The sequence below is a fragment of the Kineococcus sp. TRM81007 genome, from assembly GCF_022669155.1.
Lineage (GTDB): Bacteria > Actinomycetota > Actinomycetes > Actinomycetales > Kineococcaceae > Kineococcus.
In genome coordinates, this window is the sequence record NZ_JALBVB010000041.1 from 58,964 (window position 1) to 84,459 (window position 25,496).

At 72.9% G+C, this 25,496-nt stretch carries 24 protein-coding genes; 14 read left to right on the plus strand and 10 right to left on the minus strand.

What is annotated here, in order from left to right; translation table 11 throughout:
• Nucleotides 1-371 precede the first annotated feature (371 nt).
• Nucleotides 372-1,088: a type IV toxin-antitoxin system AbiEi family antitoxin gene (locus MN205_RS06405; protein ID WP_242125439.1), complete on the plus strand. Its 717-nt coding sequence runs from the start codon at nucleotides 372-374 to the stop codon at nucleotides 1,086-1,088.
• Nucleotides 1,085-2,164, plus strand: coding sequence for a nucleotidyl transferase AbiEii/AbiGii toxin family protein (locus MN205_RS06410; protein ID WP_242125441.1), 1,080 nt, complete (start codon nucleotides 1,085-1,087; stop codon nucleotides 2,162-2,164). The genes MN205_RS06405 and MN205_RS06410 overlap by 4 nt, the downstream gene beginning before the upstream one ends.
• A 55-nt stretch (nucleotides 2,165-2,219) precedes the next feature.
• On the opposite strand, the gene MN205_RS06415 is transcribed toward MN205_RS06410, so the two are convergent.
• Nucleotides 2,220-3,245: a LacI family DNA-binding transcriptional regulator gene (locus tag MN205_RS06415; RefSeq protein WP_242125581.1), complete on the minus strand. Its 1,026-nt coding sequence runs from the start codon at nucleotides 3,243-3,245 to the stop codon at nucleotides 2,220-2,222.
• A gap of 330 nt (nucleotides 3,246-3,575) precedes the next feature.
• Here MN205_RS06415 and MN205_RS06420 point away from each other — a divergent pair, with 330 nt between their 5' ends.
• The 7 genes from MN205_RS06420 to MN205_RS21660 all read left to right on the plus strand — a co-directional run bounded on the left by MN205_RS06420 (nucleotide 3,576) and on the right by MN205_RS21660 (nucleotide 11,577).
• On the plus strand, nucleotides 3,576-5,132 hold the full coding sequence (locus MN205_RS06420; RefSeq protein ID WP_374115862.1) for an alpha-N-arabinofuranosidase: 1,557 nt from the start codon (nucleotides 3,576-3,578) through the stop codon (nucleotides 5,130-5,132).
• A 74-nt stretch (nucleotides 5,133-5,206) separates the two neighbouring features.
• Nucleotides 5,207-6,514 (plus strand): ABC transporter substrate-binding protein, encoded by a 1,308-nt coding sequence (locus MN205_RS06425; RefSeq protein WP_242125446.1) that lies wholly within the window; start codon nucleotides 5,207-5,209, stop codon nucleotides 6,512-6,514.
• A complete protein-coding gene (locus MN205_RS06430; protein WP_242125448.1) occupies nucleotides 6,514-7,464 on the plus strand; it encodes a carbohydrate ABC transporter permease in 951 nt (316 codons plus the stop codon). Before MN205_RS06425 ends, MN205_RS06430 begins: the two co-directional genes overlap by 1 nt.
• A 2-nt stretch (nucleotides 7,465-7,466) precedes the next feature.
• Nucleotides 7,467-8,360, plus strand: coding sequence for a carbohydrate ABC transporter permease (locus MN205_RS06435; RefSeq protein ID WP_242125449.1), 894 nt, complete (start codon nucleotides 7,467-7,469; stop codon nucleotides 8,358-8,360).
• 57 nt (nucleotides 8,361-8,417) lie between these two features.
• Nucleotides 8,418-9,290, plus strand: a complete 873-nt coding sequence (locus MN205_RS06440) for a phytanoyl-CoA dioxygenase family protein (RefSeq protein ID WP_242125452.1) — start codon at nucleotides 8,418-8,420, stop codon at nucleotides 9,288-9,290.
• Between the two features lie 95 nt (nucleotides 9,291-9,385).
• Nucleotides 9,386-10,711 (plus strand): ABC transporter substrate-binding protein, encoded by a 1,326-nt coding sequence (locus tag MN205_RS06445; protein WP_242125454.1) that lies wholly within the window; start codon nucleotides 9,386-9,388, stop codon nucleotides 10,709-10,711.
• Nucleotides 10,708-11,577 carry an alpha/beta hydrolase gene (locus MN205_RS21660; protein ID WP_242125456.1) on the plus strand — a complete coding sequence of 290 codons (870 nt, stop codon included), beginning with the start codon at nucleotides 10,708-10,710 and terminating at the stop codon, nucleotides 11,575-11,577. The genes MN205_RS06445 and MN205_RS21660 overlap by 4 nt, the downstream gene beginning before the upstream one ends.
• A 48-nt stretch (nucleotides 11,578-11,625) precedes the next feature.
• Here MN205_RS21660 and MN205_RS06455 read toward each other — a convergent pair whose 3' ends face one another.
• Nucleotides 11,626-12,177 carry a hypothetical protein gene (locus tag MN205_RS06455; RefSeq protein WP_242125458.1) on the minus strand — a complete coding sequence of 184 codons (552 nt, stop codon included), beginning with the start codon at nucleotides 12,175-12,177 and terminating at the stop codon, nucleotides 11,626-11,628.
• 177 nt (nucleotides 12,178-12,354) lie between these two features.
• Here MN205_RS06455 and MN205_RS06460 point away from each other — a divergent pair, with 177 nt between their 5' ends.
• On the plus strand, nucleotides 12,355-12,591 hold the full coding sequence (locus MN205_RS06460) for a hypothetical protein (protein WP_242125460.1): 237 nt from the start codon (nucleotides 12,355-12,357) through the stop codon (nucleotides 12,589-12,591).
• Between the two features lie 34 nt (nucleotides 12,592-12,625).
• Here MN205_RS06460 and MN205_RS06465 read toward each other — a convergent pair whose 3' ends face one another.
• The 8 genes from MN205_RS06465 to MN205_RS06500 form a co-directional block, all read right to left on the minus strand.
• Nucleotides 12,626-13,366: a cupin domain-containing protein gene (locus MN205_RS06465; RefSeq protein ID WP_242125462.1), complete on the minus strand. Its 741-nt coding sequence runs from the start codon at nucleotides 13,364-13,366 to the stop codon at nucleotides 12,626-12,628.
• On the minus strand, nucleotides 13,363-14,307 hold the full coding sequence (locus MN205_RS06470; RefSeq protein ID WP_242125464.1) for a PmoA family protein: 945 nt from the start codon (nucleotides 14,305-14,307) through the stop codon (nucleotides 13,363-13,365). Before MN205_RS06470 ends, MN205_RS06465 begins: the two co-directional genes overlap by 4 nt.
• Before the next feature lie 34 nt (nucleotides 14,308-14,341).
• Nucleotides 14,342-15,457: a Gfo/Idh/MocA family protein gene (locus MN205_RS06475; protein WP_242125466.1), complete on the minus strand. Its 1,116-nt coding sequence runs from the start codon at nucleotides 15,455-15,457 to the stop codon at nucleotides 14,342-14,344.
• Between the two features lie 44 nt (nucleotides 15,458-15,501).
• The gene (locus tag MN205_RS06480) at nucleotides 15,502-16,833 is read right to left on the minus strand and encodes an ABC transporter substrate-binding protein (protein WP_242125468.1); all 1,332 of its coding nucleotides are present in this window, start codon (nucleotides 16,831-16,833) and stop codon (nucleotides 15,502-15,504) included.
• A gap of 50 nt (nucleotides 16,834-16,883) precedes the next feature.
• Nucleotides 16,884-18,209, minus strand: coding sequence for an ABC transporter substrate-binding protein (locus MN205_RS06485; protein WP_242125470.1), 1,326 nt, complete (start codon nucleotides 18,207-18,209; stop codon nucleotides 16,884-16,886).
• An 87-nt stretch (nucleotides 18,210-18,296) separates the two neighbouring features.
• Nucleotides 18,297-19,610 carry an ABC transporter substrate-binding protein gene (locus tag MN205_RS06490; RefSeq protein ID WP_242125472.1) on the minus strand — a complete coding sequence of 438 codons (1,314 nt, stop codon included), beginning with the start codon at nucleotides 19,608-19,610 and terminating at the stop codon, nucleotides 18,297-18,299.
• 68 nt (nucleotides 19,611-19,678) lie between these two features.
• A complete protein-coding gene (locus tag MN205_RS06495) occupies nucleotides 19,679-20,590 on the minus strand; it encodes a carbohydrate ABC transporter permease (protein ID WP_242125474.1) in 912 nt (303 codons plus the stop codon).
• Nucleotides 20,580-21,500, minus strand: a complete 921-nt coding sequence (locus MN205_RS06500) for a carbohydrate ABC transporter permease (RefSeq protein WP_242125476.1) — start codon at nucleotides 21,498-21,500, stop codon at nucleotides 20,580-20,582. Before MN205_RS06500 ends, MN205_RS06495 begins: the two co-directional genes overlap by 11 nt.
• A gap of 193 nt (nucleotides 21,501-21,693) precedes the next feature.
• On the opposite strand from MN205_RS06500, the gene MN205_RS06505 reads away from it, so the two are divergent.
• The 4 genes from MN205_RS06505 to MN205_RS06520 all read left to right on the plus strand — a co-directional run bounded on the left by MN205_RS06505 (nucleotide 21,694) and on the right by MN205_RS06520 (nucleotide 25,414).
• The gene (locus MN205_RS06505) at nucleotides 21,694-22,908 is read left to right on the plus strand and encodes a hypothetical protein (protein ID WP_242125478.1); all 1,215 of its coding nucleotides are present in this window, start codon (nucleotides 21,694-21,696) and stop codon (nucleotides 22,906-22,908) included.
• Between the two features lie 121 nt (nucleotides 22,909-23,029).
• Nucleotides 23,030-23,494: a hypothetical protein gene (locus MN205_RS06510; RefSeq protein WP_242125480.1), complete on the plus strand. Its 465-nt coding sequence runs from the start codon at nucleotides 23,030-23,032 to the stop codon at nucleotides 23,492-23,494.
• A gap of 19 nt (nucleotides 23,495-23,513) precedes the next feature.
• On the plus strand, nucleotides 23,514-24,653 hold the full coding sequence (locus MN205_RS06515) for a globin domain-containing protein (protein ID WP_242125482.1): 1,140 nt from the start codon (nucleotides 23,514-23,516) through the stop codon (nucleotides 24,651-24,653).
• Nucleotides 24,650-25,414, plus strand: a complete 765-nt coding sequence (locus MN205_RS06520) for a DivIVA domain-containing protein (RefSeq protein WP_242125484.1) — start codon at nucleotides 24,650-24,652, stop codon at nucleotides 25,412-25,414. The genes MN205_RS06515 and MN205_RS06520 overlap by 4 nt, the downstream gene beginning before the upstream one ends.
• Nucleotides 25,415-25,496: the final 82 nt, after the last annotated feature.

Genomic DNA, 25,496 nt, shown 5'->3' on the forward strand with positions numbered 1-25,496 from the left:
ACGGTGAAACCGCAGGTCACGCCCCGTGCCGCGACGGTGCGGCACGGGGCGGACGGTGAGCGTGTTCCCTTGTAATCGGGCGGTTCTCGGTTCGAGTCCGAGTGTCGGCTCCCCACCACCGCGGATCAGCGTTCTCCGAGGACGACCGGCGAGGTCTCGTCCTGCGGCGCTACGCCTCGTTGGCGTCGTACCCACCCGCAGGAGGGCGTGGACAGCAGAGCCGTGCACCCCGCCGTCGCTGTGTTCTGCAGGCACGGACTGTGCCCGGACGACAAGGGTCGAGCATCGAGCGGATCGCAGAAAGTATTGGCTTTCTTATCGAAAGTGCTAACCTCCTCCGTACGCACGCCACCTGGTGTGAGGAGGAGTCGATGGCGGCCCTGCCGGAGGAGATCACCCGCGCGCCCTTGCGGACCTTCAAGACCCAGGCCCTCGCGCACCGCTACACCCAGCCTGCCGTGCAGCTGCACCGCCTGCGCAAGCAGGGCCGGGTGCGCAGAGCCGCCCGTGGGCTGCACTACGCCGTCCCGGAGGGCGCTGCCGCCTCGTGGCGGCCCAGCCTGGAGGCGCTGGCAGCCGGGGTGGCCACCGCCCTGTACGGCGAGCGCGTACCGGTCCTGATGCACCTGTCCGCCGCCCGCCTGCACGGGGCGACTCCGCGTGCACTGGCCCGCGCCGTCGTCGCCGTACCACAGCAACACCCCGCCGTTGCCCTGGAAGATCGCGAGGAGGCGCAGGTGCTGTTCGTCAAGCGCGACACCGACGCCCTGGATGCGCAGTCGATGACCACCGACCTCGGCCCCGTCCTGGTCACCGGGCCGGAGCAGACGCTGCTGGACCTGGCCCGCCGCCCGGACCTGCTGGACCTGCCCGGCGAGGTGTGGGAGGCCGTGCGCGGGTTGTGGCCGCGCTGCGACGAGGAGCTGCTCGAGCACCTCGCCGAGGACCAACGCGGACGTTCGGCGCTGCGCCGCGCCCGGCGGGTGCGCCAGGGCGCTCACCCCGGCCCGGAGCCACGCGTCGCCGCGCACACGGACGCCCAGGACGTCCCCGGTGGCGGCGTGGTGAGGATCGGCAGGCGCGAGTGACCGCCGCCGACGAGGAGGTCGCCGACCTGCGGCTGCGCTACGAGCAGGCGGTGCCCGAGGGTGCCTGGTGGACGGACGTGACGTGGGAGCAGCCGGGCTGGATGGACGCCACCTGGTTCGACGTGGCCAGCGCCTACGCCAGCACTCCCGCGGGCCGTGAGCACCTGCGCCGTGAGCAGGAGGAAGCGCACCTGGTCGGTCAGGACGCCGCGGTGGCGCGCCTGAGCGCCGCGCTGCTGCGCGGGGAGACCGTCCAGGCCGAGCGTGCGGAGAGCCTGCGCCGAACGCTCGCGCCGCGCCCGCGCGCGCTGCAGCCGCAGGAGCTCATCGACGTGGCCGAGCGGTTCGGCGCTGCGCCCGAGCAGGTGCTGCGCGACCACGCCATCAGCCACGTTCTCGCCGCCTTGGCCACCGTGGACGGTGCGGCCAGGCGCGACGGCGACCTGGTGTTCTTCGGCGGCACCGCGTTGGCGCGCACCGTGCTGCCCACGTTGCGCCTGAGCGAGGACATCGACCTGCTCACCTACGCCCCGCGCCGGGAGATGGCCGCGGCCATCGAGCAGGTCCTGCGGCGCCGCCTGCGGCGCACGCACGGCGCCCTGACCTGGGCCGGTCCCAGCCTCGGCGAGGTCGCCGACACCGAGGCGGCCGTGGCGGTCTTCGGCGACGTCCGGGTGCGCATCCAACTGCTGCCCGGTGCCTCCTACCCGCCTTGGCCCCGGCAGGTGCGGACGCTGCACCAGCGCTACTCCGATGCCCCGCCCGCGTCCCTGGCCACGCTGAGCACCCCGGCTTTCGTGGCCGGCAAGTTGAGCGCCTGGCACGACCGACGTTCCCCGCGCGACCTGTACGACCTGTGGGCACTGGGGCTGAGCGGCTGCTTCGACTCCGAGGCGGCGACGTTGTTCACGCGTCACGGGCCGCTCGGACGCTCTGCACCTACCTTCACCCCGCCGCCGGACGAGGGTGCCTGGCGGACGGCCCTGGCTCACCAGGGCCGCGTCCGCGTCGCGGCCGCCGACGCCGCGCGCGAGGTGGAGAGGATGTGGCGCTGGACCACGGGGGACGACGCCTGACGGGGAGGACAGAGACAGGCGCAGCGCTTCGGCCGACCCGTCGCCCGCCGGCCACCTACTCGTGGACGCGTTCCGCGGGACGGGTGGTGGACTCCCGTTCGACCAGCTGGAACCCGACGGTCACGTCCCGGGGTTCCGCAGACGGGTCGGCGATGCGCCGGTTCAGCAGCTGCACCGCTTGGTCGACGAGCTGCGCGTGGTCCGGGGCGATGGAGGACAGCGAGGGGATGTGGTACCGCGCGTCCTCGACGTCGTCGAAACCGACGACGAGGACGTCGTCGGGCACACGGACGCCGTGGTCGGCCAGGCCGCGCACGACCCCGAAGGCGAGGGTGTCGGTGACGCAGAAGATCCCGTCGGGGGTTTCCGGTTGCTGCAGCAGCAGGCGGGCGCAGTGCGCGCCGGCGGCCTGGGTGACACCGCTGTGGACCGCGGTGGCTTCCACCCCGCTGTCCCGGACGACGTGGCGGAAACCGTGGGCGCGCAGCGTGAAGGCGGGGCCCTCGGGGATCGTGGTCCCTTCCAGGTCGTCCAGCGGGGGAGAACCCACGACGGCGAGCCGGCGGCACCCGCGCTCCACCAGCAGGCGGGTGGCGGCCTCCGCCCCCTCGACGTTGGGCATGCTCACGTGGTCGACGGTCTGGTGCAGTTCCTGCTCACCGAGCACGACGACCGGCACCTCGCGGCTGAGGGCGTTGATCTCGCGCTCGGTCAGGCCGAGGGCCGCGATGACGAGACCGTCGTAGGCGTTCAGGCGCGAGTCGCGGAAGGCGGCCAGTTCGCCCTCCCTGCTGGCGTGCGTCTCTTCCACCACCGTGGCCAGCCCGGCCTGGGAGAACGCGCGCACGAGCCGGTGGCTGAGCTGGCTGTAGTAGTGGCTGTCCAGGGTGGGGACCGCGATGCCCACGACACCGGTGCGGCCCTGCCGCAGGCTGCGGGCGGCGACGTTGACCTGGTAGCCGAGGCGCTCGACGGTCTCCATCACCAGTTGCCGCGTGCGCGCGCTGACGGGGCGCCTGCCGGTCAGCGCGTTGGAGACGGTCATGGGGGAGACGCCCGCCTCCGTCGCGACGTCGCGCATGGTGACCACGTCACACCTCTTCTCGTGCCCTCGGCCGCCGCGACCGTCCGCGGGGGGCCCGCGCTCCAGAATCTACAGGCGGTGCACGTGGGGCGACATGCTTGACAGCGCCCGGCGCCGTCCTCACTATATCGATACACGCCGACTCGACCGGGTCTCCGACGAAGGAGGTCCACCAGTACCGGCGCGACGACGTCGAAGGCCCCACCCCCGACGTCGGAGCTGCCGCACCGACCGGCCCACCGACCCCGTGAGGACCCCGTGCTCATCGACGACGAACGAGCCGCCGCAGCGCCGACCCCCGCGCCCCCCGCTGCGGCCGCCGCGAGCGTGCTGACCGCCGCCGCCGCTCCCGCCCAGCGGGTCCAGGCGGTGCTGGACGTGGACCTGCCCGGCCCGCGCATCAACCGCCACCTGTACGGCCACTTCGCCGAGCACCTCGGCCGGTGCGTCTACGGCGGGTTCTGGGTGGGGGAGGACTCCGCGGTCCCGAACGAGGCCGGCATCCGCCTCGACGTCGTGGAGGCGCTGCGCGCGCTGGACATCCCGAACCTGCGCTGGCCGGGGGGGTGCTTCGCCGACACCTACCACTGGCGTGACGGCGTCGGCCCGCGCGAGCAGCGCCCGACGATGGTGAACTCGCACTGGGGCGACGTCGTGGAGGACAACTCCTTCGGCACCCACGAGTTCATGGCCCTGTGCGAACTGCTGGGCGCCGCCCCGTACGTCTCGGCCAACGTGGGCAGCGGCACGGTGCGCGAGGCCGCGGAGTGGATCGAGTACCTCACCCGGGCCGACGACTCACCCATGGCGCGCCTGCGGCGGGCCAACGGGCGCGACGAACCCTGGTCCGTGCCCTTCTGGGGGCTCGGCAACGAACCGTGGGGCTGCGGCGGGGGGATGGGTGCCGCAGCCTACGCGGAACTGGCCCGCCAGTTCGGCACCTACAGCCTCGACCACGGCGACAACCACCTGTACCGCATCGCCGCCGGCGCCGCGGACGCCGACTACCGCTGGACCGAGGTGCTCATGCAGAACCTCGGCCGCTACCTGGGCGCGGGCCCGGTCAGCGGGCACGGCACGAACACCTACCAGGCGATCTCGTTCCACCACTACACGATCACCGGACCGACGTGGGACGAGAAGGGCTCGGCGACCGCCTTCGACGTCGGCGAGTACTACCGCACGATGCTGAAGGCCCGCGGCGTCGAGCGCATCATCGCCGGGCACGCGAACGTCATGGACGCCTACGACCCCGACAAGCGGGTCGGTCTCGTCCTCGACGAGTGGGGCACGTGGTTCGACGTGGAGCCCGGCACCAACCCCGGGTTCCTGTTCCAGCAGAACACGGTGCGCGACGCGCTCGTCGCCGCCGTCCACTTCGACGCCTTCCACCGACACGCCGACCGTCTCGTGATGGCCAACATCGCCCAGACCGTCAACGTGCTGCAGGCCGTGCTGCTCACCGACGGCGACACGCTGGTCCTGACCCCCACCTACCACGTGTTCGCGATGAACAAGGGGCACCAGGACGCGACCTCCCTGCCGCTGACCGTGCGCGGGGCGGCCCCGAGCCGCCGCGTGGGCGAGGAGGAGCTGACGACCTTCTCCGCCTCCGCCAGCACCAAGGACGGGCAGGTGCTCGTCTCGCTGAGCAACCTCGACGCCGAGGCGCCCCTGGAGGTGTCGCTGCACGTGCGCGGCGGCGCCGTCAGCGCACCACACGCCCGGGTGCTGACCGCGGACCGCGTCAGCGACCACAACACCGCCGCGTCCACCCCGGTGGCCGTGCGCGACCTCGACGAGGTGCACCTGCGCGACGGTGTCCTCACGGCGACCCTGCCGGCTCACAGCTTCGCCACCGTCACCTTCGCCACCGGCGACTGAGGCCACCCGGTCCACCCGCCGCGCCGGCCGCAGCCGCCGCGGTCCACCACGACTCCCCAAGGGAGGGGATCCCCGTGAACACCGTGCCCCCGCTGTCCTCCACCGCCTCGGCGCTCTCCCGCCGCCGCGTGCTGGCGCTGTCCGCGCTCGCCGGTGGTGCCGCCCTGACGGCCTCGGCGTGCTCGGGCGGCTCGTCCGCCTCGAGCGACCCGAACACCTTCGAGTTCTGGTCCTTCACCGGCATCAACCAGAAGGACTCCGTCGAGGAGTACAAGCAGCTCGCGCCCGAGGTCACCGTCAAGCTCACCGAGGTCGGCAACGCGCAGGAGACCGCGCAGGGGCTGACCACGGCCCTGGCCGGCGGCAAGGTGCCCGACCTGGTGCTCATCCAGGCGGGTGACCTGCCGAAGTTCATGAAGAACCCCGGCAACTTCGTCGACCTCACCACGCTCGGCGCCGACGACATCCAGGACGACTACGTGGAGTGGGTGATGGCGCAGGCCACCGCCCAGTCCGGTGAGATCATCGGCATCCCCACGGACGTCGGCGGCATGGGCATCGCCTACCGCACCGACCTCATGGCCGCCGCCGGGCTCCCGACGAACCGGGACGAGGTCAGTGCGCTGTGGCCGACGTGGGAGGACTTCATCGCCACCGGCCAGCGCTACACCGAAGCGACCGGCATGGCGTTCATCGACAACGCCGCCACGACGGTCTTCCTGCAGGCCGTCTCGCAGGGTGAGGAGCAGTACTACTCCGCCGACGGCGAGGTGGTCTACGACACCAACCCCATCGTCCGCGAGTCCTTCGACCTGGGGCTGCAGGCCATCGCCGCCGGCATCACCGCGAAGCTGGAGAGCTTCACCGACGGGTGGAACGCCGGCATGGCCAAGGGGGCGTTCGCCGCCGTCGCCGCGCCGTCGTGGATGCTCGGGTCCATCCGCTCCGCAGCCCCCGACACCGCGGGCAAGTGGGACATCGCCACCATCCCCGGTGGCAGCGGCAACTGGGGCGGCAGCTACCTGGCCATCCCCGCGCGCGCGGCCAACCCGCAGGCGGCGTGGGACTACATCACGACGATGCAGTCCCCCGAGCAGCAGCTGCAGCACTTCATCGACGCCGGGTCGCTGCCCACCACTCCCGTCAACTACGACAAGCCGGAGCTGGTGAACCACACCGACCCCTTCTTCAGCGACGCTCCCACGGGCAAGATCTTCACCCAGGCCGTCCTGGGCCTGGAGCCCTTCGTGAACGGCGAGTACAACACCGAGATCAGCACCGAACTGCTCAACGCGCTCAACGGCGTCGAGGGCGACGGTGCCCCCGCCGACGCCGCGTGGGACACCGCCACCAAGAACATCAAGACCGCGATCGGCGCCTGATGAGCGCCACCCTGACCCCCGGCACGCTGCGGCCGGTCAAGCCGGCCACCGCGACGCGGCCGGTGGAGAGGCATTGGGAGCGGCTGGCGCCGTACGGGTACGTGGCCCCCTTCTACGTGCTCTTCCTCGTCTTCGGCCTCTTCCCGTTGCTGTTCACCTTCTACGTCGCGCTGTTCGACTGGAACCCGATCGGTGACAGGACGTTCGTCGGCCTGGAGAACTTCCGCCAGCTGGGTGAGGACCCGCGCTTCTGGAACGCGCTGCGCAACACCTTCAGCATCTGGATCATCTCGACCGTCCCCCAGTTGATCATCGCGCTGATCCTGGCGCAGGTCCTCAACAACGCCTTCCTGCGCCTGGCCAACTTCTTCCGCATGGCCATGCTGCTGCCCTACATCACCTCGGTGGCGGCGACGGCGATCGTCTTCGCCCAGCTCTTCAACCGCGACTACGGCCTGCTGAACTGGTTCCTGGAGCTGCTGGGCTTCGGCCACGTCGACTTCATGTCCACGGCCGTCGGCAGCCACGTGCTCATCTCGGCCATGGTCATCTGGCGCTGGTTCGGTTACAACACCCTGCTGTACCTGGCGTCGCTGCAGGCCGTCCCGCGCGACCTGTACGAGGCGGCCGCGGTGGACGGAGCCGGCCCCGTCAAGCAGTTCTTCCACATCACCCTGCCGTCGCTGCGCCCGGTGATCGTCTTCACCGTCATCATGTCCACCATCGGCGGCCTGCAGATCTTCACCGAGCCGCTGCTGCTGTCCAACGGCACCCTCACCTGCGGCACCGCGCGCCAGTGCCAGACCCTGTCGCTGTTCCTCTTCGAGCAGGGCTTCGGGTCGTTCAAGTTCGGCTACGGCTCGGCCATCGGCGTCGCGCTGTTCGCCATCATCGTCATCGTGGCGTTCATCAACTTCCTGCTCTCGAGCCGTCTGGGGAAGAAGGGCTGAACATGGCCACCACCACCGACTCCCGTCGGCGCAACGACACCCGGCCGGCTGCGAGCACCCGTCGCCGGCGCAGGGGCATCGTGCGCGTGCGCTGGTACACCTACCTGATCCTCAGCCTGGCGGCGGCCGCGTGCGTCTTCCCGGTCTACTGGATGTTCGTCGTCTCCTCCGTCGGCTCCGAGGCGGCCACCCAGCTGCCGCCGCGCGTGGTCCCCGGGGGCAACTTCCTCGACCTGCTGAGGCTCGTCTTCGAGACCGTGCCGTTCGTGCGATCGCTCATCAACAGCTTCATCGTCGCCGCCCTCATCGCCGTGGGGCAGGCGTTCCTGTGCTCGCTCGCGGGCTTCGCCTTCGCGAAGATGACCTTCCGCGGCCGTGACGTGCTCTTCCTGATCCTCGTGCTGACCATGACGGTGCCCGCCCAGCTCGCCGTCATCCCGCAGTACATGGTCATCTCCACCCTGGGCTGGGTCGACACCCTGCAGGCGCTCGTCGTCCCCGGCCTGGTCAGCGCGTTCGGCATCTTCTGGATGCGCCAGCACATCAGCGCCACCATCAGCGACGAGCTGCTGCAGGCGGCGCGCATGGACGGGGCGAACTCCTGGCAGATCTTCGCCCGCATCGCCTTCCCTGTCGTCCGGCCGGCGGCCGCGGTCCTCGGGCTGCTCGGCTTCGTCAACGCCTGGAACGACTTCCTGTGGCCCTTCATCGTCCTGAAGTCCCCCGACATGTACACCGCGCAGATCGCCATCAAGGCCCTGCAGAGCAACATCTCCGTCGACCTCGGCCTCGCCATGGCCGGTTCGTTCCTGGTCACCATCCCGCTGCTGGTGCTCTTCGCCTTCTTCGGCAAGCAGATGGTCTCCGGCATCATGGACGGTGCCTTCAAGGGGTGAGCCGGCGGTGCAGCCGACCCACCCCCTCGCCCTCCCCGTGCACCCCGAAGGACGGTCATGACCGACGAAACCCCCGTGCTCGACGACGCTCAGGTCGAGCACTTCCTGGACACCGGCTACGTGGTGGTGCCGGGCGCCTTCGACCCGGCCGCGGCCGCCACCTGGGTGCAGCGCGGCTGGCAGCGCCTGGGCGTGGACCCGGACGACCCGGGCACCTGGGACCGCCCCCGGGTCCACCTGCCCTCCGAGGATCACGTGGATGCGGCAGAGTTCGCCCCGCGAGCCTTCGCCGCGGCCTGCCAGCTGCTCGGCGGCGCCGAGCGGGTGGAGCTGCCCTGGCGGTGGGGCGACGGCTTCATCGCCAACCTCGGCGTCGGCGCGGACGAGCCGTTCCGCGAGCCGAGCGCCGCGGTGCCCGGCTGGCACAAGGACGGCGACTTCTTCCGGCACTTCCTGGACTCGCCCGAGCAGGGCCTGCTGACGATCGTGCTGTGGACGGACGTGCACAGCCGCGGCGGGGGCACCTTCGTGGCCACCGACTCCGTCGGCGTGGTGGCCCGGTTCCTCGCCGAGCACCCCGAGGGTGTGCTGCCCGAGCAGCTGCAGCAGACGCGGCTGATCGAGCGGTGCCGGGAGTTCACGGAGATCACCGGTCGGGCCGGGGACGTGGTGCTCATGCACCCCTACGTGCTGCACGCCACGTCGCAGAACGTGCTGCGCGCCCAGCGGCTGATCACCAACCCGCCCATCGCGCTGCGCGAACCGCTGCGCTTCGACCGCGCCGACGCCACCGAGCACTCCCCGGTGGAGCGGGCGGTCCTGCGCGGGCTGGGGGTGGAGCGCCACGCCTTCACCCCCACCGGGCCGCGCGAGGCCGTCGTGCCCGAGCGGCTGCGCCACCTGCACGCGGCGGAGCCCGCAGCCCGCTGAGCACCGCACGGAGGGGTGTAGCGATACACCCCTCCGTGTGCTTCCCTTGCCCCCCTACCGCCGCACCGCCGCGGCGCAGCGCAACGGAGTCCCCCATGACCACCACGCCGGCCACCCGCCGCTCGTTCCTCACCCTGGCCCTGGCCACCCCGCTGGCCGCCTCAGCCCTCGCCGCCTGCGGGTCCTCCGGACCCGGCCAGGCCTCCAGCGGCGGGGCGACCATGTGGATCCTGACCGGGCAACCCGGGGAGGGCATCCGCACCGACGCCGTCGACACCTTCAACGAGGCGAACGGTGACCAGGAGATCACCCTCACCGCCTTCCAGAACGACGCGTACAAGGCGAAGATCCGCACGGCCATCGGGGCGGACCAGGCCCCCACGATCCTGCCCACCTGGGGCGGGGGCGGCCTGCGCGACTACGTCCGCAACGGCAAGGTGGAGGACCTCACCCCGTTCTTCGAGGAGAACGCCGACCTGAAGGACAAGCTGTTCCCCAGCGCCTTCGCGGCGGCGACCGTCGACGGCAAGATCTACGCCATGCCGTGCGAGGCGGTCACCCCGATCGTCTTCTACTACAACAAGAAGCTGTTCGACCAGGTGGGTGCGCAGCCGCCGGCTACCTGGGACGACCTCATGGCGCTGGTGCCCGTGTTCAAGGACGCGGGCATCGCCCCGGTCTCCCTGGGCGGGCAGTCCCGGTGGACGAACATGATGTGGCTGGAGTACCTCTACGACCGCATCGGCGGAGCCGAGCTCTTCCAGGACATCTACGACGGTGAGCCGGACGCGTGGTCCCGCCCGGAGTCGCTGGACGCCCTGACGAAGGTGCAGGACCTGGTGCGCGCGGGCGGTTTCGTCGACGGCTTCGCCTCCATCGCCGCCGACTCCAACGCCGACCAGGCCCTGCTCTACACCGACAAGGCCGCCATGATGCTGCACGGCGCCTGGACGTACGGGTCCATGAAGGCCGACGGCGGCGACTTCGTCACCGGTGGCCACCTGGGGTACATGAACTTCCCCACCGTCACCGGCGGCAAGGGGGACCCGGCGGCGACCGTGGGCAACCCGTCCGGCTACTACGCGGTGTCGGCCACGGCCACCGACGAGGCGAAGGCCGCCGCCAAGGCCTTCCTCGCCGAGGGGCTGGTGACCGACGCCACCACGGACGCGTGGATCGCTGCCGGGTCGGTGCCCATCGTCGTCGGCTCCGACAGCCGCTTCGGGGACTCCGAGGACGCCGACTGGCTGCAGTTCGTCTACGACCTCGCGTCCGGCGCGCCGACGTTCCAGCAGTCCTGGGACCAGGCGCTGTCGCCGACCGCCGCGGACGCGCTGCTGGAGAACATCGAGAAGCTGTTCACCCTCAGCACCACCCCGCAGCAGTTCGCCGACGCGATGAACGCCACCACCGGTTCGTGACCACCCCGGCCCACCCCCTCGCGCCGTCGCCGCAGCCGGCGGCGGCGCGAGGCGGAGGCGTCCTGCGCCTGGACCCCGTCCCCCTCGGCGGGCACCGCGACGAGGACACCGCGGTGGTCGCCTGCACCGGCGCCGGTGGTGAGCGGCTGCTGCGCAACGTCACCGTGCCCACGCTGACCCCCCACCTGCCCGACCCGGCGACGCGCACGGGCACCGGCGTCGTCATCGCCCCCGGCGGTGCCCTGCACGTCCTGGCCGCCGACCACGAGGGCGACCTGGTGGCGCAGCGGCTCGCCGAGCGGGGGATCGCCGCGTTCGTGCTGCACTACCGGCTCGTGCCCACACCCACCGACGAGGAGGGCTTCGCCGCCGCGATGCGGCGCATCGGCGACCGCGACCACCTCGCGGAGGTGTCGCGGGCGCAGCGACCGCAGGCCCTGGCCGACGGCGGCGCCGCGCTGCGCCTGGTGCGCGAGAACGCCGCCGCGTGGCACGTGGACCCGGACCGGGTGGGCGCGCTCGGCTTCTCCGCCGGCGGCTACGTCTCCCTGGTCACCACCCTCGACGGGACGGCCGAGGAACGCCCGTCGTTCCTCGGCGCGGTCTACCCCGCCTGGTGGGGCGAGGTGGCGCTCCCGCAGCCGGCGCCGCCGCTCTTCCTGGCCTGGGCCGCGGACGACGAGCTCGGCGACGCGGTCGTCGGCTCCTGCCTCCGGCTGCAGGACGCCTGGCGACGGGGCGGCTTGCAGGTCGAGGTGCACGCCTACGCCCGCGGCGGTCACGGTTTCGGCGCCCTGGAGCGGGGCACGACCTCGGACGGCTGGTTCGACGCCTTCGTGCGCTGGGTGGCCCTCACCACCGGGTGAGCGCGGCCCGCCGTCGGTGTGCGCCGGCGGCGGGCCGCTCCGGGCGGCTCAGCGCTTCAGCACCCCCAGCAGGCCCGAGGCGACCTGGCCGGCCTTCTGCTGCTCACCCTGCTGGGCGGTCATGACGATCAGCGCGCCGGTCAGCGCGGGGATGCTCCACTGCAGCAGCTTCAGGCGCTTCTGAGCGCTCGCGATGTCCTGCGGGGTGCCCTGCTCGGGGTCGACGCCCGAGGCGGCGGGGGCGTGGGAGTCCTTGCCCAGCTTCGCGCCCTGCAGCCCGGAGTACGCGGTGACCCCCATCGCCGCGAGCGTGACCACCGACTTCACCACCGTGTTGCCGCGGGTGCCGGACTGAGCGGCGACCCGCCCGCGGTTGCCGAGGATCAGCCCGACACCGCCGATGCTGTGCACGGCGATCGCGGCCGCGTTGACCGGCGCCCACCGCGCCCAGCCGGCGGTCGCGACGTGCGTGCGGTCTCGCGGGTCGGAGACGGCGGCGGAGGCGCCGTTGAGGCCGACCGCGCCGAACAGCGAACCGCCGAACCACGCTGCGAGGCCGATGTCGTGCAGGGAGCGGATGACGGTCTGGCGTTCGGACACGAAGGTCTCCTCGGTGCTGGGCTCACCCTCGCGGACGCGGGGGAGACGTCCACTGTGGCCCAGGACGGGGCGGCGCGCCCCTCGGCGCAGCAGCGGTCGGGTGCCGGCGCGGGGGGCGGTGGAGGGCCGTCCTGGCTACGGTGGTGCGGCCAGCGGACGACGGAGAGGACGCGAGTCATGAGCACCGGCCCCGACGGCGCACCGGTCCCCAGGGAGGCGCCCGCGCCCCCCGGTTCGGAACTGCCCGAGGCAGTCGACGAGATCGAGCAGCGGGTGGACGAGGAGGTCCGCCGGGTCGCCGCGCGCAGCCGCGAGGAGGACAGCACCTCCGCGCCGTCCGGTGACGTCGTGCCGGACGGCGCGGAGGCGGACGGTGACGGCGGTGACGCGCCGTTGTCCGAGCCGACCGACTGACCCCTCACCGCAGCGCGGGTGGCCCCGGGGCGGCTCAGCCGCCCGCCGCCACCCGCGCCGCGTCGTAGGGCGCCAGGAACCCGCACATCCCCAGCGTCGTCGGCTCGGGCCGTTCCAGCCGGGTCACGACGCCGTCGGCGAGGTGGGCGTGCTCACCCCGCTCGAGGGCGTCGATCTGCTCGCCGGTGCGGCGGGCCACCGCGGCCGCACCGTGCTCCCAGCGCTCGCGGAACCGTGCGGTGCGCGGTCGCACGAGCGCGGCCGCGGCGGCGTGGAACTCCGCCAGCGCGGTCGCGTCGCCGGATCGGGTGCGGCGCAGGATCTCGGTGAAGCCCGCCACGGCCAGGTCGCGGCGCTCCCGCGCCCGCTGCGGCGAGGGGGTGCCGTCCGGGCCGGTGAGGGAGGCGGCCCGCCGGTAGCTCTCCTCGTCGCGCAGGTGCTCCGGGGGGAACGTCATCACCGCGTCGCCGGCCTCCGGCAGGCCGGAGTTCTGCATGACGACGACCACCTTGAGGTCCTCGACGTTCACGGCGCGGTGGATCGTGCCGGGGGTGAACCAGACGACGTCCCCGGCGGTCAGGGGGTGCTCGGCGTACCCGGAGGTGGTCAGGGTGTGCAGTTCACCGCGGCCGCCGACGACGACGTACGCCTCCGTGCAGGTGGTGTGCAGGTGCGGGGAACCGCCGTGCAGGTCGTCCGCGGTCTCCCACGGGTAGACGTTCAGCTCCGACAGCCCGACCGCACCGGGGAACTCCGGGACGGCGCCGGTCGTCACCGGTCCGCGTCCAGGGCGTTCGCCGCGGCGACCGCCTCGATCTCCCCCCGGTCCCACACGCGGTCGCCGACGACGACGCGGTGCCGCAGCCGCAGCGATTCGCCGTCGGCGAGGACGACCTCTTCGGAGAACGCGAAGGAGGGCGCGATCGCCGGGAACGGCTGGTGGCGCACGAACCAGTGCAGCGGCACCGAGGGGTTGGAGGTGGTCGACGCCGAGCCGGCCAGGACGAGCAGCGTGCCGCCGCCGTCCACCTCGTCGTGCGTGGCGGAGTACGCCAGCCACGGGCTGGAGGTGCCCATGGCGTCCTCGCCCTCGTGGTCCGGCGTGGTGATGGCTCCGCCGGTCCAGCCGCGCGGGCCGCGCCAGAAGAACCCGGTGTACCCGGCGGCGGGGCGCCCGTGCGTGGTCGGGCTGCCCAGCTCCAGCACCTCGCCGCGCGTGTTGGTGATCTCCGTGTCGAAGTCCAGGGTCCACGTCCCGCGGTCGACGTCGACGGAGCCGAAGGTGTGCGTGCGCACCTCGCGGGCCCACTCCTGCCCGGTGGAGGCGATCCACGTCAGCCGCTCGGTGAACCTCACCGCGTCACCGGTGGCCTCCACGGCGTCGAAGGCGTCGTGCCGCATCCGCCCGATGTTGTCCTTCGGGACGTACCCCTGCCCGTGCACGTAGGTGCCGCCGCCCCAGAAGTTCTGCCCCGACACGTGCGAGGCGGTCATCTGCAGGCCCTTGTGCCAGCGGTGGTCGTTCGGGCGGTAGGCGGTGACGACGGCGCCGTCGAGGGTGCGCAGCGGGTGCAGGTACGGCTTGCGGGACTCGCTGGCGGCGAAGTCGCCGTCGTGGACGTAGGTGGCGATGTCCACGTCGCCGGCGCGCACGACGAGGCGCCCGGGCGTCGTGTCGTCCAGCGCGAGCGCCGTCGCCGCGGTGGTGGTGCTCATGGGGTGCTGGTCCTCTCGGGGGTGGTGGGCTGTCTCAGCGGGCGCTGGGGATCCGGGCCCAGGGAGCGCCGGTGCCGTCCATGCGGGCCGCGAACGGGTCCTCGGCGTCGATCTCCCCGCGGCGCACCGGGGCGCCGCCGGTGAACGCCGAGCGGTAGATCGCGGCGACGAGCTCGAGGGTGTCGCGCGCGCCCGCCAGCGGCACCGGGGGCAGCTCGCCGGCGTCGAGCGCGTCGAGGACCTCGCGGAACTGCGCCTCGTGACCGCTGGGCACGCCCTGCGGTTCGCGCGCCCACGCGGTGGTGGCGATCTCCTCCTGGCCGGGGGCGGCGGTGACGGTGAAGTCGTCGTCACCGTAGCCGTACAGGTGGTGCACCTCGACGGTGGCGAGTTCCAGGTCGAAGCGCAGGATCGTCGTCTCGCGGGGGGAGACCACCGAGTTCACCACGCTGGCCAGCGCGCCGGAGGCGAAGCGCACGGTGGCGACGGAGACCTCCTCGGTGCGGGTGGGGCGCGCTCCCTGCGAGGCCATGGCGCTGACCTCCTCCCACGGCCCGAGCACGGACAGCAGCACGTCCATCTGGTGGATGCCGTGGCCCATCGTCGGGCCGCCGCCCTCGACCTCGAAGCTGCCGCGCCAGGGGACCTGGAAGTACTCGTCGGGGCGGTACCACTGGGTGAGGCAGGTGGCGACGAGGGGACGGCCCAGGGTGCCGTCGGCGACGATCGAGGTGAGCCGGCAGACCCCGGAACCGAACCGGTGCTGGGAGACCACCGCCACGGACCCCGCCGAGGCCGCCTCGGCCGCGAGGAGCCGGTCGGTCTCCGCCAGGGAGAGGGCGATGGGCTTCTCCACGACGACGCTCGCCCCGGCGGCCAGCGCCTGCTCGGCCACCGGCACGTGCGCGCTCGGCGGGGTGCACACGTGCACGAGGTCGACGCGGGTGTCCGCCAGGACCTCCGCCAGGTCGGTGGTGGCGCGCGGCACGCCCCACTGCTCGGCGAACGCCTGCGCGCGCCCGGCGTCGACGTCCACCGCGGCCACGAGGCGCACCCGGTCACCGAGGGCGGTCAGGGCGCGGGCGTGGGCGGCGGCGATGCCGCCGGTACCCACGACGACGACGTTGCGGGGGGACGGGGTGCTCGTCACGGGGGGTGCCTCCTGGCTGGACGGGTGCGGGGTCTGGGCGGGTTTCAGGCGGAGGCCACGTTGGCCTGGAGCTCCGCGACCATGGCCTCGGCGGCCGCCTGGGGCGTCTGCGCGCCGAACAGCACCTCGGAACCGTAGCGGGTGACGAGGTCCTGGACGGTGCTGGCGCCCGGGGGTGCGGCCGGTGGTGCGGGCACGACGACGTCCTCGAGGGACTCCACGTACTCCGCCGACTGGGCGTCGGACGGCTGCAGCAGCGAGGTGATCTGGTCGCGCAGCTCGGGGTCGCTGGGGATGCCGCGCTCGGTGAGCAGGATCTCCGCCGCCTCCGGGGAGTTGGAGAGCCAGTCCACGAGGGTCGCCGCGGCCTCGGGGTTCTCGGAGCGCGAGGAGATGGACCAGAACATGGACGCCTTGTAGAAGAGGCCCGGGGAACCGCCCGCCTCCTGCAGCGGCGGCCGCAGCAGCACCATCTCCTGCCCGGCTGCGGAGGACAGCGCGGTGACCTGGTTCGCCCACCACACGGCCATCGCCGCGGTGCCGGTGGCGGTGCCGGACTGGCTGAGCCCGGCGGCCTGCCGCTCCACGGCCAGGGTGGCCGGGGCGGCCGCACCGGACTGGATGGTGTCCAGGTTGTACTGCCACCAGGAGGCCACGTGGGCGGGGTCGAGCGTGACCTCGGTGCCGTCGCCGTAGAACTCGCCGCCGAGCTGGGAGACCCACAGCTGCAGGCTGGCCTCGTCCAGGCCCATGGTCTGCCAGCCGTGCACGTCCGGCTGCCCGCTCTGGGAGATGCGCAGGGCGATGTCCGCCGCCTCCTGCCACGTCCAGGTGGTGTCGTCCGGCAGCGGCACGCCGGCCGCCTCGAACAGGGCCGGGTTGGCGACGACGACGTGGGCGTTGACGCCGACGGGGACGGCGAACAGGCCGTCGGCGGTGCGGCCCGTGCTGAGGGTGTCCGACGGGATGCCGCTGGTGTCGATCTCGGTGTCGGCGAGGTCGAGCAGCGCACCGCGGTCGGCGTAGGAGCGCAGCTGCAGGACGTCCATCTGGATGACGTCCGGGGCGTCGTTGGCGGCGACGTTCGTGGCGAGGCGGTCCCAGTACCCGGACCACTCGGTGAACTCGCCCTGGACGGCGATGTCGGGGTGCTCCGCCTGGAAGGCCTTGATGGCCCGGTCGGTGATCTCGTGGCGGGTGTCCGAGCCCCACCAGGTGAAGCGCAGGGAGGCGTTGCCCTCGGCGGTCTCGGAACCACCGCCGCAACCGGCCAGGGCGGTGGTCGCCGCGGTGCCGGCCAGGCCGGCGGTGAAGGCGCGGCGCGACAGGAGGCGGCGGGTCGTGGTCGATGTGCCCGGCGTCGTCGACGGAGTCATCGGTTCTCCTCAGGGGACGTGGTGGTTCGCGGGGGACGGGGAGGCGGGGGTCAGGCGGACTCGATCTGGCCGGTCAGGTCGTCGACGTACGCCTGCGCGGCGGCGTCGGGCGTCTGCCGGCCGAACAGCACGTCGGAGCCGATGCGGGTCATGATCTCCCCGGACGACGAGCCGCCGACCGGCGGGATCGGCGGCGCGGGGTTGACGACGTCCTCGATGGAGTTCACGTACTCCAGCGCGGCCCGGTCGGTCTCGGAGAGCTTGTCCACGATGCGCTCGCGGAACGCGGGGTTGGCCGGGATGCCGCGCTCGGTGAGCATGAGGTCGGCGACCGCGTCGGCGGTGGAGAGGTAGTTGATGAACCGCACGGCGGCCTCGGGGTGCTCCGTGCGCGAGGACACCGCCCAGTACATGGACGCCTTGTAGTACAGGCCCGGGTCGCCGCCCGGGGTCTGCGCCGGGGGGCGCAGCAGGACCAGCCGCTGCCCCGACGCGTTCGTCAGGGCGGTGAGCTGCGTGGACCACCAGGGGGCGAAGGCCACGGTGTTGGTGGCGGTGCCGGACTGGTCCAGCGCGGAGGAGGTGGGGTTGCGCTCGATGGTGAGGGTGACGGGGGTGCCGGCACCCGACTCGGCCAGGCCCAGGTGGTACTCCCAGAACGAGGCGAGCGTGTCGGGGTTCAGCCCCACTCCGCCGTCCTCGGTGAACAGCGTCTCGCCCATCTGCATCGCCCAGTTCTCCATGGGCGGGCCCTGCACGCCCTCGGTCTGGATGCCGTAGACGTCCGGCAGGCCGGCGTCGGTCACGGCCTTGCCGATGCGCGCGTACTCCTCCCACGTCCACGTGGTGTCGTCCGGCACCGGCACACCGGCGGCCTCGAGGATCTGGGTGTTCGCCACGATGGCGTGGGGCACGACCCCCTGCACGATCGCGTACAGGCCGCCGTCGGACTCGCCGAGGGCGAGGTCGCCGTCGGAGATCCCGCCGGTGTCGAGGCCGTCCTCCTCCGACAGGTCCAGCAGGGCCCCGCGGTCCGCGTAGGACTTCAGGTACGCGGCGTCCATCTGGATGATGTCGGGGGAGTCGTTGGCCGCGGTGCTGGTCGCCAGGCGGTCCCAGTAGCCGGACCACTCGGTGAACTCGCCCTCGACCACGATGTCGGGGTTCTCCTGGTTGAACGCCCTGATGATCTCCTGCGTGTACTCGTGGCGGGCGTCGGAGCCCCACCAGGTGAAGCGCAGCCGGGCGGGGCCGGACTCGCCCCCGCCGGAGCCGCCCCCGCAGGCGGCGAGACCGACGGTCGCGGCGGCTCCGAGGGCGCCGAGGCCGACGGCACGGCGGGACGGGCCGGGAGCGGGGTGCGGGGATCGGGACACGGTGTCTCCCACTGTCGTCGTTGACCGGGTGGTTCGGGGATCGGGGTGGTTCACGGGTGGTGCGTGGGTGGTGCGCCGGGCGCTCCGTCAGGCGGTTCCGACCGCGTTCGTCAGCTCCTCGACCATCGCCTCCGCCGCTGCCGCCGGCTGCAGCTCGCCGAACAGCACCTGCGAACCGTAGCGGCGGACGATCTCCTCGATGTTGGAGGCGCCGGCCGGTGCGGACGGCGGGGTGTCCTCGACGACGTCGGCGAGGGAGTCGGTGTACTCGATCGCCTGGCGGTCCGTCTCGGACAGCTTGGGGGTGATGTAGTCGCGGATGGCGGTGTTGGCGGGGATGCCCCGCTCGGTGAGCATGAGGTCCGCGACGGCCTGGGAGTTCACCAGGTAGTCCAGGAACGTGGCGACCTGCTCGGGGTGCTCGGTGCGCGCGGAGGCGGACCAGAACATGGAGGGCTTGTAGTAGACGCCGGGCTCCCCGCCGACGGACTGCGTCGGCGGGCGCAGGAGGGTCAGCGGCTGGCCGCTGGCGCCGGCCAGCGCGTTGATCTGGGTCGCCCAGTACGGCTGCATCGCGATCGTGTTGGTGGCGATGCCGCTCTGGTCCAGGGCGGCGACGGCCCGCTCCATCGCCAGGGTCACCGGCCCGGCGGCGCCGGACTCGATGAGCCCGAGGTTGTACTCGTACCAGTCGGTGACCATGGCCGGGTCGAGGGTCACGTTCCCCTCGTCGTCGTAGAACGCACCGCCGAGCTGCTTCACCCACAGCTGCAGACCGGCCTCGTCGATGCCGCCGTTCGCCACGCCGTAGGTGCCCTCGGGGGTGGCGGCGCTGATCGCGGCACCGAGGGCGTTGTAGTCGTCCCACGTCCACGTGGTGTCGTCGGGCACCTGCTGCCCGGCGGCCTGCACGATGCCGGGGTTGGTCATGACGCCCAGCGGCACGACGCCGATCACGAGGCCGAAGAGGCCGTCGCCCGTCTCGCCGGTGTCCAGGGCGTTGGAGTCGATCGCGGAGGTGTCCAGGCCCTCGAGCTGGGAGAGGTCCAGCAGGGCGCCCCTGTCGGCGTAGGAGCGCAGGTAGATGGCGTCCATCTGGATGATGTCGGGCGCGTCGTTGGCGGCGACGTTCGTCGCCAGGCGGTCCCAGTAGCCGGACCACTCGGTGAACTCGCCCTCCACCTGGATGTCGGGGTGCTCCTCGTTGAACGCCTGGATGATCTGCTCGGTGTACTGGTGGCGCGCGTCGGCGCCCCACCAGGTGAAGCGCAGGGTCACCGGGCCCTCGTCGCCGGCCGACCCGCCCCCGCAGGCGGCGAGGCCGGCCGTGGCGGCGGCGCCTGCGGCGAGGCCGCCGAGGGCCCGGCGGGAGACGGTGCGGCGGGGGCTGGGGGTGGGCACGGAGGGCCGTCCTTCCGCCGGGCTTCCGTGCCCGGCACTTTCGAGGTGGTCGGTGGTGCGGGGAGTGGTCACTTGCCGCCCGTGGTCGCGATCCCCTTGATGAGGAACTTCTGGCCGAAGAGGAAGGCCAGGAAGATCGGGACCAGGGACACCACGCTCATCGCGAACAGCGAGCCCCACGACGACTCCGAGGTCGCGTCGACGAAGGAGCGCAGGGCCACCGGCACGGTGTACATGTCGGGGTCGGTCAGGAAGATCAGCTGGCTGAAGAAGTCGTTCCAGGTCCAGATGAACGTGAAGATCGCCGTGGTGGCCAGGGCGGGCACCATGAGCGGCAGGATGATCCGGCCGAAGATGCGGAAGTGCCCGCAGCCGTCGATGCGCGCGGCCTCGTCCAGCTCGCGCGGGATGCCCCGGATGAACTGGACCATCAGGAAGATGAAGAACGCGTCCGTGGCGAGGATCTTCGGCACGACCAGCGGCAGGAAGGTGTTCAGCCAGTCCAGCTGGGAGAAGAGGATGTACTGCGGGACGATCACGACGTGGATCGGCAGCATGATCGTCATGAGCATGATCGCGAACAGGGTCCTCTTCGCCCGGAACTCCATGCGGGCGAACGCGTAGGCGGCCAGCGAGCAGGAGACGAGGTTGCCCAGGATGCAGCCGATCGCGATGATCGCCGAGTTGAGCATGTAGTGCCCGAAGGGGGACGCGAGCGCCGCCCAGCCGTCGGGGTAGTTCTGCGGCTGGGGGTCGGAGACCCACAGGCCGGGTGCCTGGAAGATCTGGTCCTGGGACCGCAGCGAGCCGGCGATCATCCACAGCACCGGGTAGAGCATGACGAACGCGGTGATGATCAGGGCCGCGTGCTTGAGCAGGGAGCGGACGCGGCTGGGCCACGGCGTCTCGTCGCGCTTGCTGGGGGAGGGCGCCGCGGAGGGCGTGGCGCCCGTGCGCGTGGAGGAGATCTCAGTCGTCATAGAACACCCACAGCTTCGACGCGTAGAAGTTGATGGCGGTGAACACCCCGATGATGATGACCAGCAACCACGCCAGGGCGGAGGCGTAGCCCATGTCGAAGTTCTGGAAGCCGCTCTGGTACAGGTACAGCGTGTAGAACATCGTCGAGTCGCTGGGCCCGCCGGTGCCGCCGGAGACGACGAACGCCTGGGTGAACGACTGGAACGCGTGGATCAGCTGCAGCACCAGGTTGAAGAAGATGATGGGGGTCAGCAGCGGCAGGGTGACCGAGCGGAACTGCCGCCAGCGCCCGGCCCCCTCGGTGGAGGCCGCCTCGTAGTACATCCGCGGGATCTGGCGCAGCCCCGCGAGGAAGATCACCATCGGGGCGCCGAAGGTCCAGACGTTGAGGATGATGATGGTCCCCAGCGCCGTGGACGGGTCGGAGATCCAGCCGCGGCCGTCGATGCCGACGAGCGCGAGGATCTGGTTGACCAGGCCCTGGGTGCCGAAGATCTGCCGCCACAGCACGGCGATGGCGACGGAGGCGCCGAGCAGCGAGGGCAGGTAGTAGATCGAGCGGTACAGGGGCAGTCCGCGCAGGCCCCGGTCCAGCAGCACGGCCAGGGCGAGCGCCAGCGCCAGCTGCAGCGGTACGGAGATGAAGACGTAGAGGAACGTCACCTTCAGCGAGTTGTGCAGCCGGTCGTCCGTCAGCATCCGCTGGAAGTTGTCCAGCCCGGCCCACTCCGGGGGCTGGATGAGGTTGTAGTCCGTGAACGCCAGGTAGAGGGAGGCGGCCATCGGGCCGATGGTGATGAGGAAGAGGCCTGCGAACCACGGCAGCAGGAAGAGGTAGGCGACCTTCGTGTCCCGCTTGTCCGTGCTCTGCTGCCCCTTGAGCGTGCGCAGTTCGCCGAGTGCGCTCATCGGGGCCGCCTCGCTCGGCCGCGTGCTCGAACGTGGTGCATGGTCTCTCCAGTCGTCATCGACCGTACCTGCGGATAACGTTTACCTGGCGTGACGGTACCAAGTGGACCGGCCCGGTGGAAGTGAACCCGCCCGGTTGCCCACCCCCGGTCGCGGGTGGCTGGGCCACCGGCCGGGGTGGGAGGGTGCACGGGTGTCGACGCGAGACGAGATGCCGGCCCTGGACGAGCTGCGCGAGACGGGGGAGCGGGCCCTGCGCGAGCTGCGCCGGCCCCTGGAGGAGTGGCTGCGCGAGCGCGCCGTCGTGGACGAGGAGGTCGGCGCCGACGGCGTCGTCGACGCGCTCGCGGCCTCCCTCGGTGGTCTGCTGGCCCTGCGGCCGCCGGCGCGCGAGGCCGTCGTCACGCGCTTCTCCCCGGAGGAGGTCGAGGCGCTGACCGGGCGGGTGCTGCCGGCCCTGGTGGAGCGCACCGGCTCGCCCGAGCCGGAGGAGGTCGAGGCCGACCTGCGGGCGGTCTGGTACCAGTTCCTGGGCTTCCTCGCCGAGACCGGCCGCTGGAGCGGCCCGGCCGGTCACCTGGAGACGTGCCTGGCGATCCTCGGCCCCGAGGAGGTCGACCTGGTGCAGGTGCTGCAGGAGGCCGCCGAGGGTGTCGGGCCCGAGGAGGAGGACGCGGCCGTCCTGGGCTCCTTCCCCGTGCGCGCCGCGAGCGCCGTGCTCACCCACGTCGGGGAGGGCATCGCCGTCCCCGACGACGAGGAGCTCGCCCCCGGGGACGTCGCGGCGCTGCTCGCCGAGCTCGACCGCGGCGCGCCCGGTGACGAGCCCCCGCACCTGGAGGACGTGCCGTGGCTGCGGCAGGTCGTCCTGACGATGCTGGACCTGGAACTGCTCGACGGGGAGGACGAGACGGCCCTGGCCCCCGGTGCGGCGGCGGACGGCTGGCTGGGGGCGGACCCGGAGGCGCGGGAGCTCCGCCGGGAGCTGGTGGGCCGCTTCCTCCTGGACGACCCCGCGACCCTCGACGGCGGGTTCTCCGTCGCCGAGGCCGTGCTGCCGACGGTGCTGGCGGCCGCGGTCGCCGGTGACCCGCTGGACGAGGCGGCGCTGACCGAGCTCGTCGAGGAGGGGGCCGACCTCGGGCCGGCCGCCCCCGCGGCCGTGGGGGAGGTGCGCGAGCGCCTCGCGGACCTGGCGGCGTTCGGCCTCGTCAGCGACGGCACGCCGTGGACGGTGCAGCGCGGGTGCTGGCCCGCCGTCGCCGCCGCGGTCGCCGCCGAGGAGGACGCCCCGGGTGGGTTCCTCGGCGGGGATGACGAGCCGTTGTGGTTCGACTCGGTCGCCGACACCCTCGGGCTCGGCGACGCGCAGAAGCAGCAGATCCGCGACATCCTCGGCGGCCGCTGACCGCGCCCGCCGCACCGCACCGACGGCGATCGGGTCGTGACAGCGGGCTCCCGCGTTGGTAGAACTGGCGCGTCGCGCCCGGTCCCCGGGGTCGCGGCGCACAGCGTCCACCGGAGGGACCATGGCCACGACCGTCGACGGCACCCAGCGCACCGGTGATCCCGGCGCGACGGACGTGCCGCAGCAGGCCGCCCGCCTGCTGGAACTCGCGCAGCGCACCGCCGACGCGGCGCTCGCCGACGCCCGCCAGCGTGCCGCGGCGATCGTCGCCGAGGCGGAGGAGCGGGCCCTCGCCACCGAGGAGAAGGCCCGCGAGGCCGCCCTCGCGCTGCACGTGGAGAGCCGCCGCCGGCAGGAGGAGGCCGAGCGGGCGATCGCCGAGGTCGAGCGCACCCGCACCGAGGCGCGCGAGCGGGCCCGCGAGCTCGCCGGCCGGCTGCTGGCGCTCGCCGAGGGACGTCCCGACGCCCTGCCGGCGGACGGCACCGACGGCGCCCCGGTCGTGGACGGCATCGACGGCGCCCCGGTCGTGGACGGCGTCGACGGCCCGGCGGACGGCGCCCGCCCAGCGCCGGCCGCGGGCTGAGCGGGCGGGACGAGGCCCCGTGGACGTCGCGGCCATGCGGGCCAGCTTCGCCAAGGCGGCCGCCGCCGGTGACGAGGCGCCGCTGTACTTCTACTCGCACCTGTTCCTGAGGCACCCCGAGACGCGGCCGATGTTCCCCGTGTCGATGGCCCACCAGCGCGACAAGCTGTTCAGCGCGCTCGGGCAGGTGGTGGCGCTCGTCGACGACCTCGACTCCCTGGTGCCGGTCCTGCAGGGGCTCGGGCGCGACCACCGCAAGTTCGGCACGCTCGCCGCGCACTACCCGGCCGTCGGCGCCAGCCTGCTGGCGACGCTGCGGCACTTCGACGACGAGTGGGACGAGGACCTCGAGCGGGACTGGACCGCCGCCTACGGCCTCGTCGCGCAGGTGATGGTGGAGGCCGCGGACGCCGCGGCCGACCAGCCCGCGTGGTGGGACGCCAAGGTCGTCGAGCACGAGCGCCGGTCCGTCGACGTGAGCGTGCTGCGCGTGCAACCGCACGCGCCCCTGCCCGTGCGCGCCGGCCAGGCGGTCTCGGTGGAGACGGAACTGCGCCCGCGCCTGTGGCGGTACTACTGCCCGGCGGGCGTCCACGGCCCCGACGGGGCGCTGGAGCTGCACGTGCAGGCCCACGCCGGCGGGCCGGTGAGCTCGGCGCTGGCCCTGCACGTCGGCGTGGGCGACGTCCTGCGCCTGGGCCCGGCGGTGGGTGAGCCGGCCCTGCTGCCGGGTTCGGACCGCGACCTGCTCGTGGTGGCCGCCGGCGCGGGGCTCGCCCCCGCGAAGGCGCTGGTCGCCGAGGTCGCCGCCGGGACCCCGGGCCGCCGGGTCCACCTGTTCGTCGGCGCCCACGACGACGCGGGGCTGTACGACCTGCCGGACCTGCGCCGGCTGGAGTCCGAGCACCCCTGGCTGACCGTGACGACCGTCGTCTCCGGCGACACCCGCTCCACCCACCTGAACGGCGACCTGCCGGAGGTGGTGCTGCAGCACGGCCCGTGGAACGCCCGCGACGCCCACGTGGCGGGCGACCGCCGCGACGTCGAGCGCACGGTGGAGCTGCTGACCGCCCAGGGCCTGCCGCGCGAGCGGGTGCGCGCGCAGGTCTTCGCCCCGAGCCGTTCGGGGCCCGACGTCGGAGGGAAGGTGTCGCGGTGAGCGACCAGGGGACCCCGCGCAGCATGCCGCAGGGCGCGGCGCGGGGCGTCGCGGAGGACGTCGCGGAGGACGTGACGTGGGACGTCGGCTTCGGCGCCGCCCCGCTGCTGCAGCGGGGCTACGACCGCGGCGAGGTGGACGCCTTCCTGGCCCGCGTGCGCAGCGAGGTGGGCCGGCTGGCCGCCGAGAGGGCCGCCCTGCGCGAGGAGGTCCAGGCGCTGCGCCGCAGCGCGCCGGCGGCGGGCGGGACCGCCACCCCGGTCGACCCCACGGACCAGGCGGTGGGGATCCTCGCCGCGGCCCAGCAGACGGCCGACCAGTACGTCGCCGACGCCGAGAGCTTCAGCAGGATGCTGGCCACCCAGGCGCGCGAGCAGTACGAGAACCTCCTGCAGCAGGCCCGTGACGAGGCCGACGAGATCGTGCGGCGCGCCGCCGCCCGGACCGGCGGCGACCCCGGCGAACCGGTCGATCCGGGTGGTGCGGGTTCTCCCGCCGGGGCCGCCGTGCCCGCGGGCGGCCTGACACCGGAAGAGGTGCAGGAGCAGGTCGTCTACCTGCAGGCGTTCGGGCGCGCCTGCCGCGCGCAGCTGCGCGCCTACCTGGAGGGCCTGCTGGAGGACGTCGAGGCGCAGTGGGGCAAGGCCGATCCCGCGGCCCTGCCCGAGGGCGCCCGCACCTCCCGGAACGGCGGCGCCCCCGACGGGGAACCGGCCGTCGTGGACCTCACCGGCGACGGGGCCGTGCCGACGCGCCGCTGAGGACCCGGGTTCCCCGCGGCTCGCGGGGAACCCGTGGACCGGGTCAGGGCGTGGGGACCACCTCGACGACGCGCAGGCCCCG